Origin of the sequence: Halobacillus seohaensis (assembly GCF_042663045.1) — a bacterium.
In the GTDB taxonomy this organism is placed as follows: Bacteria; Bacillota; Bacilli; order Bacillales; family Halobacillaceae; genus Halobacillus_A; species Halobacillus_A seohaensis.
In genome coordinates, this window is the sequence record NZ_JBHSZV010000067.1 from 1 (window position 1) to 12,224 (window position 12,224).

General features: G+C 38.1%; 12 protein-coding genes, 1 tRNA gene and 1 pseudogene. 6 read left to right on the forward strand and 8 right to left on the reverse strand.

Annotation, left to right across the window (positions count from 1 at the left end):
- Positions 1-227: 227 nt before the first annotated feature.
- On the forward strand, positions 228-1,130 hold the full coding sequence (locus ACFQIC_RS20570; protein ID WP_390217824.1) for a cupin domain-containing protein: 903 nt from the start codon (positions 228-230) through the stop codon (positions 1,128-1,130).
- Between the two features lie 501 nt (positions 1,131-1,631).
- On the opposite strand, the gene ACFQIC_RS20575 is transcribed toward ACFQIC_RS20570, so the two are convergent.
- Positions 1,632-2,585: a ribose-phosphate diphosphokinase gene (locus ACFQIC_RS20575; RefSeq protein WP_204711203.1), complete on the reverse strand. Its 954-nt coding sequence runs from the start codon at positions 2,583-2,585 to the stop codon at positions 1,632-1,634.
- A 208-nt stretch (positions 2,586-2,793) separates the two neighbouring features.
- On the opposite strand from ACFQIC_RS20575, the gene ACFQIC_RS20580 reads away from it, so the two are divergent.
- From ACFQIC_RS20580 to ACFQIC_RS20590, 3 genes are all read left to right on the forward strand, one after another.
- The gene (locus tag ACFQIC_RS20580) at positions 2,794-2,901 is read left to right on the forward strand and encodes a peroxiredoxin family protein (protein WP_390217850.1); all 108 of its coding nucleotides are present in this window, start codon (positions 2,794-2,796) and stop codon (positions 2,899-2,901) included.
- Between the two features lie 15 nt (positions 2,902-2,916).
- Complete coding sequence (locus tag ACFQIC_RS20585) at positions 2,917-3,546, forward strand: thioredoxin family protein (protein WP_204711205.1); 630 nt, start codon at positions 2,917-2,919, stop codon at positions 3,544-3,546.
- Positions 3,547-3,716: 170 nt separating this feature from the next.
- The gene (locus ACFQIC_RS20590; RefSeq protein WP_390217826.1) at positions 3,717-3,920 is read left to right on the forward strand and encodes a thioredoxin family protein; all 204 of its coding nucleotides are present in this window, start codon (positions 3,717-3,719) and stop codon (positions 3,918-3,920) included.
- A gap of 54 nt (positions 3,921-3,974) precedes the next feature.
- Here the strand turns inward: ACFQIC_RS20590 and ACFQIC_RS20595 are convergent, their stop codons facing one another.
- The 7 genes from ACFQIC_RS20595 to ACFQIC_RS20625 all read right to left on the reverse strand — a co-directional run bounded on the left by ACFQIC_RS20595 (position 3,975) and on the right by ACFQIC_RS20625 (position 9,560).
- Entirely contained in the window at positions 3,975-4,565 is a 591-nt protein-coding gene (locus tag ACFQIC_RS20595; RefSeq protein WP_390217828.1) for a polysaccharide deacetylase family protein, read from the reverse strand.
- A gap of 69 nt (positions 4,566-4,634) precedes the next feature.
- Positions 4,635-5,390: a phosphonate ABC transporter ATP-binding protein gene (gene phnC, locus ACFQIC_RS20600; protein ID WP_204711207.1), complete on the reverse strand. Its 756-nt coding sequence runs from the start codon at positions 5,388-5,390 to the stop codon at positions 4,635-4,637.
- A gap of 47 nt (positions 5,391-5,437) precedes the next feature.
- Positions 5,438-6,193, reverse strand: coding sequence for a phosphonate ABC transporter, permease protein PhnE (phnE, locus tag ACFQIC_RS20605; RefSeq protein WP_204711208.1), 756 nt, complete (start codon positions 6,191-6,193; stop codon positions 5,438-5,440).
- An 11-nt stretch (positions 6,194-6,204) separates the two neighbouring features.
- The gene (phnD, locus tag ACFQIC_RS20610) at positions 6,205-7,089 is read right to left on the reverse strand and encodes a phosphate/phosphite/phosphonate ABC transporter substrate-binding protein (RefSeq protein ID WP_204711209.1); all 885 of its coding nucleotides are present in this window, start codon (positions 7,087-7,089) and stop codon (positions 6,205-6,207) included.
- A gap of 93 nt (positions 7,090-7,182) precedes the next feature.
- Positions 7,183-8,232, reverse strand: a complete 1,050-nt coding sequence (gene selD, locus ACFQIC_RS20615) for a selenide, water dikinase SelD (protein WP_204711211.1) — start codon at positions 8,230-8,232, stop codon at positions 7,183-7,185.
- Between the two features lie 83 nt (positions 8,233-8,315).
- Positions 8,316-9,314 (reverse strand): glycosyltransferase, encoded by a 999-nt coding sequence (locus ACFQIC_RS20620; protein ID WP_204711213.1) that lies wholly within the window; start codon positions 9,312-9,314, stop codon positions 8,316-8,318.
- Between the two features lie 149 nt (positions 9,315-9,463).
- A tRNA-Sec gene (locus ACFQIC_RS20625) sits at positions 9,464-9,560 on the reverse strand.
- Between the two features lie 454 nt (positions 9,561-10,014).
- Here ACFQIC_RS20625 and selB point away from each other — a divergent pair.
- The gene (selB, locus tag ACFQIC_RS20630; RefSeq protein ID WP_204711215.1) at positions 10,015-11,934 is read left to right on the forward strand and encodes a selenocysteine-specific translation elongation factor; all 1,920 of its coding nucleotides are present in this window, start codon (positions 10,015-10,017) and stop codon (positions 11,932-11,934) included.
- A 74-nt stretch (positions 11,935-12,008) separates the two neighbouring features.
- Positions 12,009-12,194, forward strand: a pseudogene (locus ACFQIC_RS20635) (Rdx family protein); the annotation flags it as partial.
- Between the last annotated feature and the right edge of the window lie 30 nt (positions 12,195-12,224).

A 12,224-nucleotide genomic window follows, 5' to 3' on the forward strand; every position in this document is an offset into this window, starting at 1 on the left:
TGGTAGTCGGGTCGATCCCCGTGAGAGTAGGACGCTGCCACATGAACGAAAGCAAGCCTTAGGAATATTCTAAGGCTTGCTTTTTTGTGTGAAGAATTGTAAGTTAAATTCCAATTCTATTTAATCTATTAAAAGCCTATAGTAGGAAGACACCATAACCCGAATTACACTCTTCTAAGCATAGTGCATAGGATGACTTTATAAACCTGTGAAGGGGAATGATTAAGGTGAACTATGTTCCTAATATGTATCCATATCCTTATTATGTAAACGCACCAATGTATAACTCAGACTTTATGGAAAGAAACAGTCAACAAATATCTGAAGCCATATTTGGTGGAATACAAGGAAAAGCTAAAGCTGTTGATTTTTATAGTCGATTAGCAAACTTTGCACCAACTCAAACGCATAAAGATGCTATTTTTCATACTTTAGATGATGAAAAATCTCATTTGAGCCAATTTACTGATCTATACATTTCGCTTACTGGAAAACGTCCTGTGTATGAAATTGACCAAATGACATTTAACTCTTATACAGAGGGATTACAAAAGGCTTATGAAGCGGAAATAGCTGGTTATGAAGAGTATCGTAAAGGTTATTTACTTAGTCAATATTCACCATTTCAGGATCTATTTTTGAGGGTTTGTAATGACGAGGCGGAGCATGCTGAACGATTTGATTTTTTATCATCAAATGAGAAAGACAGAATTGAATTAAAAGACTATGGAACAAAACCATTTGTTGTGAATATCGAGAAAGCTACTAAGCAAAACAGTACGTTTCGTACCGCTTTATGGACAGGTAATAATTTGCAAGTGACCTTGATGAATATTGATGCTGGGGAAGATATTGGTTTAGAAGTTCATCCTACAGTTGATCAATTTTTACGTGTTGAAAAGGGGCAAGGATTGGTTCAAATGGGTGATAGGAAGGATCGATTAGACTTTGAAGAAAAAGTTTATGATGATTATGCAATCATGGTGCCGGCTGGTAAATGGCACAATTTAACGAATACGGGGGCAAAACCGCTTAAACTTTATACGACCTATGCGCCGCCTGAGCATCCATTTGGTACTATTCATGAAACGAAACAAGATGCAATGGCTGCTGAAGAAAATAACAACTAATAGATATAGTAAGAAACAGACGCTTTTATTTAAGAGGATTTAAATCGTTAATTAACTGTAAAGAAGGTGATTTCAATAATGTGAAATTATCTTCTTTCCGAATATTAGTTATTTTAAATGCTTGATTTTAAATGATATTAGCGCATGCGACGTAGTCATGTTAGAATCATTGATTAGCATTACAAAAAATTGAATCTATAGTTGTTGTATTTGCCTCCCGGATAAGCCTTTATGTTACTTCTCCGATGGCATTGATAGGAAGGGAATTCACGAGACTCCCTGTGGAAAACGGGCTGACTAGGCCTCGGATCGCTCGTTTCCACTAGGAGTCTTGCAATTTCCTTCGCATTGTCTTCGTGAACTATCCCAAATTCATTTAAACTAGAGGAGCAAACAATACTCCAGAATAAGGAGAGATAATTTCATTGAAAATTGGAAATTAAGAACTAAAAAGTCCCTTCCGCTTTGAAAACGGAAGGGACTTTTTTAAGTGATTCTTAATTAGTCAAACAACGGACTAACAGGTTCTTCATTATGCACTCGTTTAATAGCTTCGCTTACTAGTGGTGCAATGGTCAGTTGAGTTATTTTCTCAATTCTTTTTTCTTCAGGTAGTGAAATACTATTAGTTACAATCAATTCTTTCACTTCGGACTCTTCTATGCGGTCAATGGCTGGTCCGGAAAGAACAGGGTGCGTACTGCAGGCGTAAACGTCCTTGGCGCCTTTTTCTAACAATGCCTTTGTTCCACTTGTAATTCTTGTGCCTGTGTCGACTATATCATCAATTAAAATAGCTGTCTTACCTTCAATGTCGCCAACAATATTAGTTTCACCAGGGAAGTCGCCGCGTGGGCTTCGTTTATCAATAATGGCAATGTCTGTTTTTAAGCGATCGGCCAGTTGTCTAGCCCTTTTAACACTTCCGTGATCCGGTGAAACAACGACAATATCTTCTAGATTTTTTTCAATAAAGTATTTGGATAGTATAGGCATACTTAGCAATAAATCAACCGGAATATTGAAGAAACCTTGCACTTGTGGTGCATGAATATCGATAGAAATGACTCTAGTGGCACCTGCCTCTTCAATCAAATCGGCTACAAGTTTAGCCGTAATTGGTTGTCTGGCATCTGCTTTACGGTCTTGTCGAGCGTAGCCATAGTAGGGAATAACAACATTAATCGATGCTGCTGATGCCCGTTTTAATGCATCAATCATAATTAACAATTCCATGATGTTTTGGTTAACAGGTTCACTCGTAGATTGAATTACGAAAACATCACTACCTCTAACGCTTTCCTCTATATTGATTTGTAATTCTCCATCGCTGAATTGGGAAACTGAACACTTACCTAAGTCCAATTCCATATTAGTGGCAATTTCTTCAGCAAGCGGTTCGTTAGATCTTAATGAGAAGATTTTTAGTTTAGAATTAGGGCCTGCATTTGACATGTAACGGCTCCTCCTTATGTATGTTCGGTCTATTTCAATACTACTTATTATCTCAAAAAAGGTATAGATAAACAAGTTAGATGTGTCTTTAATTTAATTTCTAAAATCTCAGAAAATTATCATACTGATCGAACCTTAAAACAAAATACTTTTGAAAACGTTCTTGTTTATTTATAATAATAAAAAAAGGAGGATGATAACTTTGTTGATGGAAAAAATGCCTAACTTTAATTTAAAGGATACGGATGGAAATGAAGTATCAATCGAGGATTATAAAGGGAAACAAACCTTGATCTTTATGTGGGCTTCTTGGTGAAGATGCCGTGAACAATTGCCTGGATGGCAATCTTTTTATAATGAACATAAGGATGAGAATTTTGAGATTCTCTCCGTAGCTGTCGATGTACAAGGCCCTGATGTTGTGAAGCCTTATATTGAAAATACTACGTTTAAAACAGTGGTAGATGAGGAAAATAAACTAGGTAACTATTTTGGGTTTAAAGTTGTTCCAAATGGAATCTTTATTGATGAAGATGGAACCGTACGCTTAATTAAACAAGGGTTTAAAGTTAATGAACAAGAACATGTTCAAGCTTTAGAGAAACTGATTCGACATCAATTAGAAAAGGTCGAATTTGATGATGTTTATTATCAACCTCAGAGCGGTGCAAGTGACTTAGAAAAGCAGCTTGCAGAGACTAAGTTTAAACTAGGCGTGGAATATGCTAATAATGGGAAAAAGGACAAGGCAATACAAGAACTTGATGAAGCTTTAGTTCTTGACCAAGAAAACTTTCTAATTCGAAAGCAGCGTTGGTATATTCGTTATCCTGAGAAATTTTCTCCAACCATTGATATAGAGTGGCAGAAAAAGCAACTTGAAAAAGAGAAACAAGAAGAAGCTCAGTTAGAGGATGGTATGGTTTGTGGTCCGGAAGGTTGTTACATTCCCGGAACATAATGATTCTTTGGATAATCTTAACCTAAAATGAAATGATAGTAGAGAAACAATAAGGAGGTATTGAAATGACGAAACCGATTACTTCAGAAGAATATGTAGAGGCTACAAAGAATATGAGTCAACCAATGGTACTTGAATTTGGCGCAGACTGGTGACCAGGCTGTCGTCAATTGGGGCCGGTGGTCTCAAGCGTGGATGAACAGCTTGATCATGTTGATTTTTACTACGTTGATGTAGACAAATCACAAGATTTAGCTCAACAATTCGGAATTCAAAGCATTCCATCTTTAATTCTTATTAAAGATGGGGAAGAAGTGGAACGTTCTGTTGGCTTTGCTCCAGAAGAAAAAGTAGCAGAATTTGCTCAATCCTAAAGAATAATCAAAAAAGAAGGCGTCTCCTTTTTAATAGAGGGACGCCTTCTTTTTCTATAAAGTCGTAAAGTTATAACCTTTTTCTCTAATGGCTGCTATTAAATCGGGTAATACATCCAATGTTTGTTTAAGTTCATGTAGTAGAATAATAGCTCCGTCTTCTAAATGGTCGGTAATATTTGTAATGATTTGCTGACGGTCATCTTTTAACTCCCAATCCAGGCTAGCGATTCGCCACATAATGGGGGTTAAATTTAGTTGTTTTACAGCTTTGATTGTGTCCGCATTATATTGACCAAATGGGGGACGGAAATAGTTCACTTTACTATCTATGATGCTTTCAATTTTATTGAGACTTTTTTCTATTTCTTTGTATTGTTCATGATATGAAAGCTTTGTTAAGTTAGGGTGTTTCGTTGTGTGTGATGCAATTATGTGTCCTTCGGCTAGTACTCTTTTCCATGGTCTTTTTGAATATAAAAGACGGGATTGCCAGAAGAAGACGGCAGGGACGTTATCTAAATTTAAGACGTCTAAGATCTCTGGTAAAACCTTGCTTGGGCCATCGTCAAAAGTTAAGACTACAGATTTTTGGGTTTCATCTTGAATAGAAGTTATAATACTTGCATCGTTAGAGTCGTACACGACCCTTGAGAAATTTACTACTCATGGACTGTTCTTCATGATAATTCCTCCTTGTAGAAAACCTTGTAGTTAAACGTGAGACGGCTTGGTGGAATGGTAGGTCTTCTGATAGTCATCTTCAGTGAATTCGTCCGGACTACCGTCAAAAATAATTTCTCCATCTTTTAGTGACAGGATTCGTGTTGCATATCGTTTAGCAAGGTCAATATCATGTACATTAATGATCGTAAGTAATTCTAACCGATTGTGTAATTCCTTGAGTAAAGCAAAAATTTCATTTGACGTTCCGGGGTCAAGACTAGCCACTGGTTCATCCCCAAGTAATATTTTCGGTTGTTGTATAAGGGCACGCGCAATACCAACCCTCTGTTTTTGTCCACCACTTAAATGTTCAACTCTCCGATCTCGTAGTTTGGAAAGTCCCATATCGGAAATAACACGTTCTGCATGTTCTAGTTCACCTGGAGTAAACCAACCGATTAAGCTTTTAAAATTATTGCGGTATCCAAATTTACCTGTCAGAACGTTCTGTATAACAGTTAAACGGGGAATAAGGTTGAAATGTTGGAATACCATTCCCATTTCCCGTCTGACGATACGTAATTGTTTTTCATTTTTGTTAGATATTTGCAAGCCATCTAGGTGAATTTCACCGATTGTTGGTGTTTGTAAGCCATTAATAGTCCTGATGAATGTTGATTTCCCGGCACCACTTTTCCCGAGTATGCAAATAAAGTCACCTTTTTTGAATGATAAATTGATGTCAGAGAGTGCGTCCTCTGTTGTTCCTCGATAACGAACGGACACTTTTTTTATGTCAATCATATGGTTTGCCTCCCTTATCCTATAAACGTGAAGTATGGACGTTACATTTAGATCACCCTGTTTCGGACATAGCTGCCGAAGAAGTCAACGACGATGACCATAATCATTATGACGATTACGTCGAGTGAAACGGATGGGTATTGAAAGGTTTTGAAATCGTTAAATAATCGCTGACCAATACCACCGCCGCCTATAAAGCCTAAAATGAGTGAAGTACGAATGGCCACTTCAAATCGGTAAAAATAATGGGAAAGGACATTAGGCCAAATTTGTGGCAATATACTAAACAGGGAAGCGAGCCAGGATGTTGCCCCTACAGCTTTCATCGCTTCTTGAGGACCTGGATCAGCTGCTTCAATGAGCTCCGAAATTAATTTTCCGAACACTCCAATATTATGAAACATGATGGCTAAAACAGCTGGGAAGGGACCAAGTCCGAGTGAAGTTAATAAAATTAGTCCAAACACGATTTCTGGAATAGAGCGCACAATGCTTAAAAACACTCGAGAAAATTGATAGATAAAGCGTGAAGGTGCTGTATTACGAGCAGCCGCGAAACTTAAAGGCAAGGCAAGTACTAAACCGAAAAGGCTACCTAGAAATGCCATGGCTAACGTTTCGAGTGTATCCCTTAATACATCGGGAAGATTGGAATAGTTGACGGGAAACCATTGCGACATGAAATCAATCATATTACGAAAGTTGCTAAATTTTGTTAAGTCAAATTCAGTTAGTTTCATACTAATATATATAAATAGGATGAGTAGTATAAATGTTAAAATGTTGCGTTTTCTAAACCACACCTTGATCAACTCTAATCTTTAATAATTCCTTGTTTAAGGGCTGCTTGTTTAATGTTCTCATAGTCTTCGTTGCTTGCTTTAGTGAACCCTGATGCACCAAAAGCATCAAGAATTTCTTGATCTTCAATAGCTAGGAAGGATTCTTGCAATTTTTGAATTGTTTCTTCATCTGTATCTTTGTGAACGGCCCATGGGTATTGAAATAGTTTGTCCGATTCCCAAATGACCTTCAATTGTTGACCATCAATTTTTCCAGAGTCAACTAATTGATGATAAATCGCACTATCGATTGCTGCAGCATCTACTTGCTGATTTTGAACAGCTAATGCGGAGGCATCGTGTGATCCTGTGTACCGGACAGAATTAAATTGGTTGTCCTGTTCTGTTTGAAATACACCGCGTTCTTGTAGTTCAATGGATGGGATCAGGGAGCCTGAGGTTGAATTTTGATCTCCAAAAGCAAAATTCACATCTGCTGGTTCCGTTAATAAATCGTCTAAAGAACTCCATGATTGATCACGGTGGGTAATCATATAAGAGCGATAATAAGGCTCACCATCAATTAACTGAGTAAGAATTGCTTTGGCCCCACTTTTTTCATGGGCCACAACATAAGTTAACGGTCCTAGAAAAGCCATGTTAATTTTATCGTAATTCATCGCCTCCACGACTCCATTATAATCGGGATAAACTTCAATGGTAACTTCTCGATTCAGCTGCTCATTAAGGATTGACTGTAACTGATCCATAGCAGTGTCCATGGATCCTTCGGTTTGCGCTGGAATGACACCGATCGTAAACGTATCATTATCTTCTGCATGTTCTTCATCAGTTCCGCACGCTGATAATAGAAAAGCCATACTTAGTGTAAGTATTAAGAATACCTGTTTTTTCATATTTATACCCCATTTTTACTATAAAATTGTGCGAGAGTAGACTATATTTACTTCTGGATATCATAAAATAAGGACTCTAGTAGAGTCCTTATTTTATATTACTTTAATTCGATCCGGGTTCTCACCGGTAACTTCTCCAATGATCGAAGAGTTTACTTGTTGGTCTTGCAGTGCTTTTTGTAATGATTCAGCCTCAACCTCTGGGACGGAAATAAGAAGTCCACCAGATGTTACGGCATCACATAGAATGAGCTGGTCAATTTCATTAATGCTCGTGTCATAATCAATATTTGCTGACAGCCATTGGTGATTTTGTCGTGTACCGCCTGGAATTACATTTTGTTCAGCAAGTTCTCTTGCTTTCGATAAGACGGGGACATTCTTGCTTGTTACCGTAACTCCAACTTGACTTCCTTTGGCTATCTCTAACGTATGGCCAAGGAGTCCAAAACCGGTTACGTCTGTGCAGGCATGAACCGTGTAATCTGACATGATTTCAGCAGCTTTTTTGTTCAATGTAGCCATAACATCCATCACTTCGTCTAGATCCTCTTGGTTGAGAAGATCTTTTTTAATGGCTGTTGTTAAAATGCCAACTCCAATCGGTTTAGTCAGGATTAGTCGGTCGCCAGGCTTTGCACCAGTATTCGTTCGAATATGTTCAGGATGAATCGTACCTGTTACGGACAAGCCGAACTTTGGCTCTTGATCGTCAATTGAATGGCCGCCGACTAATGTTGCACCAGATTCACTTACTTTGTCAGAAGCGCCTGCTAGGATATCAGCTAGAATACTTTTATCTAGTGTTCCGATTGGAAATCCAACGATATTCATGACAGTGATTGGTTTACCCCCCATGGCATAGACATCACTTAGAGCGTTTGCAGCCCCAATCTGGCCAAACATATAAGGGTCATCAACAATTGGAGTGAAATAATCTAATGTTTGAACAAGTGCGGTTTCGTCATTAATTTTATAAACACCGGCATCATCGGATGTATCTAAACCAACGAGTAAATTCGGATCATTTACGGACTTTGGTAAATGACGCAAAACTTGCGTCAGGTCTTCAGGACCAATTTTGCATCCTCAACCACCTTTACTAGATAGGGAAGTTAACTTTACGTTTTCTTGACTAGACATGTTCACACCCTCCTTTTTCTTATAAAAGATTGCTCTGAGAATAAGCTCTAAAAACATGGGGAATGGAGTCGCAATCATTACCGTTATTTTTTAAGAATCTGATTGTAAATCGCTAAGAATGCTTCAGATTCATAGGTGCTTGAATGATTGGTGGCAATGTATTGTTTAGCCTGTTGCCCGATTCCTTGTTTTATCTTGTTATTATTTATGATTTGCTCACTATAATCAAGAAATTCGTTTTGGGTGTCATATACAAACCCTGTTTTTTTATGGGAGACAAGGCTGCGGTTTCCTGCGTTATTGGATACTAAGACAGGGATCCCATAACTCATGGCTTCGATGATAGCTGAAGACTGTCCTTCTGAATAAGACGTATTGAGGACAACATCAGCTTGTTGATAAATAGAGCCCATCTTTGCGTGTGGTACTTGTCCTATATAACTAACCCATTCTTGATGTTCAGAAATAAGTTCTTTTACATCATCGCCTTCATCATATTCAATGATGGGACCGACCAACCAGAGTCGGATATTTGGGTATTTAATATGAAGTCTTTGCAAACTATGAATGGCTGCGGGTACATCCTTAATCCTTCTTATCCCTGCAGGCAGAACAAAAAGGATCGTATTTTCCTCCTTTTGAATGTGAGGATTCTGATCGGGAAAATCACTGTTCCCTTGGGCAATGGTAAATATTTTGTCTTTTATTTCGGGCAATTCATTGGTTATAACGGTTTTTGCCTTGTCATCAAAAACATGGATAGCTTGAGCGCCATGTAGAGAGGCAAAAACATCTTTCCTTTTTTGTGGATCAAACAAATCATGATTTAAGTCAGTGCCCGTTATCGTTACCATATAAGGGTCTGGCTTCTTATCCAACTTTTCCATGAATTTATAAAAGTGATAGGCGTGAAATCCATGAATAAGATCAGCTTGAGGAAATGAGGTCCAGGATGCCTCTTCAGTTGTTGAAATAATTTCTGTTTCAACGGCTAAATTTTTTAACCCATTGGCAATTCGTTGGACGGTCACAGTATTTCCTCGCGGTTGATGAAAATTGGGTGATGCTAGTAATACCTTCATTGTTTATCATCCTCTAGTTAGTCTGCGAAATCAAATGGATAGGGGAAATAACTAGTTTCTCCTGATGGCCAATAGATAAATAAAAAGATCGTCTAAGTAAGACGATCTCTTGACTTTGCTATCTGGGTTACATGCGTTCTTCTTATGTATGGCGGGACTGTGTAGGAATCGAACCTACCGGAGACGGCACGCGCCTCCCTCAGGGTTTTGAAGACCCAGGAGGACACCAGTCACCCATCCAACCCCATAATAGGACAATTTACATTATACACAAATTTAGATTTTGAGATCAAGCAAATGACTCTATATTTTAAAAGTAGACTATGTTAAACGTTAATGTTGATATCTTTGCCCGGTTTGAGGAAGAAGTTTATTCCATCATCAAACAGGATTTTTGAAAACTCTATTCTGGGCTGATTGTGTGGAGAAAGGGGCGGTGGGGAAAGCGATCTGTTTTCCCTGCCCTCCCAAACTCCATACGGCAAACGGACTTTCTTGTTATTCAACAATCGGGACCGTTAATGAAATAAGAGAAGCAACTTACCTAATAAAGACATCAATATTTTTTGTGATAAAATCAACAACAAGATTAAAGACAGCCTGAAAATAAGTAGTCAATTGTAGATCGATTAACTTGAACACCAGATCGTTCCTTATTAAGATATAAGTACTATGTAAACTAAAAGCAGGTGACGCGCTAATGAATGACACGTACTTTACAATCGGAATGGCAGGACATATTGATCATGGAAAAACATCACTCACTAAAGCGTTGAGTCATGTCGATACAGACCGTTTAAAAGAAGAGAAAGAAAGAAATATTTCAATTGAACTTGGTTATGCACCTTTACAAATAGAAGAAGGTATTAATATTTCCATTGTTGATGTTCCAGGACATGAGCGGTTTATCCGGCAAATGATTGCTGGTGTTGCTGGGATTGACTTAGTCGTTCTTGTTATTGCGGCGGATGAAGGAGTTATGCCACAAACGAAAGAACATTTAGAAATACTAGAGTTCCTTGGGATTGAGCATTGTATTGTGGCGATTTCAAAGATTGATCGTGTGGATGAGGAATTGTTAGAACTCGTAACAGAAGATATTAAAGATGGATTAAAAGGAACAATCTTTCACGATGATCCGTTTGTTTACGTGGATAGTTTGTCAGGTAGAGGACTTGATCATATGAGGCAAACCATTGTAAGCCAATTGAAAACAGTGGAAAGCCGCGATGCTTACGGTTCATTTCGGTTACCTGTTGATCAAGTTTTTACTGTTCAAGGACAAGGGACGATTGTGAGAGGTACAATTTATGAAGGAATTGTGGAAAAAGGAAGTCAACTACGGCTCCTTCCTAATGGGAATAAGGTGAAAGCTAGACAAATACAAGTTCATCATAAAGAACAGGACCGAGCATTAGCAGGGCAAAGGACAGCGATTAACCTCGGAGGTGTTGACACAGAAGAAGTTAGTCGCGGGGATGTACTTGTCGCTTCTGATCACTTCCTAGTTACCGACCTTATCGATGTATCGCTTCAATTTGTCGAGAGCCTCTCTATTCCTATAAAACAGCGGCAACCAGTCAGGATCCATGTAGGCACATCCGAGGTGATGGGGAAGATTGTATTTTTTGATAGGAATGAAGTAAAGCAAGAAAAAGAAGAAGTGCTATGCCAGGTTAAGTTAGAAGAAAATGTGGTAGTTCGTCGTGGCGATCGCTTCATTATAAGACGACCAACACCAGTCGAAACCCTTGGTGGAGGATGGGTGATCCAACCAAAGGGTGGAAAGTACCGCTTTGGTCAAGAGACGATTGAAATGTTGCAGCAAAAGAAAGAAAGTACGCCTGAAGATTTGCTTGAAGATGTATTGAGTAGACATATGATCCTTGATGTTCAACAACTGATTCAATACACTTCTTTAGATGAGCACATACTAGAATCTGCTGTTACCAAAGGAATGGAACAAGGGTATGTATTAGAAGTTTCCAGGCGAAAATATAGTTTGATGAAGATTTTTATTAAATTGAAAGATGAAATAACTTCACAGCTACAAAGCTACCATCATGATTTTCCAATGAGATTAGGAATAAGTAAAGCTGAGCTGGTTCAATCTTTTGGTGAGGTCTATCCTAAATCTTTAATTGAATACAGCATAAATGCACTTGTGGAACAAGAGGAATTGCGAAAAGAGGGGCAGTTCATTTCCGGCGCTTCCTTTCAGCCTCACCTACCTGAAAAATGGAAGCAAAGAATGGTAGAAGTGATTAATTCCTTGAAAAAAGATGGACTTGCCGTAAAAAAGTGGGACGAGTATTTAATGAATACAGCGATCCCGAAGAATGAATGTAGTGAAATGCCTTTTTTCCTTATTCAAACCAATCAAGCGTATCGATTAACAGATGAGTTACTTATTCATAGAACCGCTGTTGATGAGTCGGCTTCTATATTAATGGAAGAGACAGGTGATACATTTAGTTTGAAAGAAGCGAAGGACGCTCTGAATATATCAAGAAAATATTTAATTCCATTTTTAGAATTGCTAGATCAGCTAACCTATACAGTACGTTTAGATGATAAACGAAAATGGAAAAGCAAAGAATTAAACGACAGCACATCTTAAATTATATAAAGGAGGATCAAGTGGCGATGAATAGAGTGGTTATTGAATTTTGTATGCAGTGAAATTATGCACCTAAAGCCGCAAGTTTTGCGGAACAATTATTTAGTCATTTTCGCACAAATATTACTAGCTTAGAGCTTATCCCAAGTTCGGGAGGAGCATTTGAAGTTAGCGTGAATGGTGAAAAGATCTTTTCAAAGCTTGAAACAGGAGAATATCCTACTGTAAATCACATGGTCGATAAGATAAAAAAACAGTGATAACTTTTACAAAAAGTGCCTCATGAATTG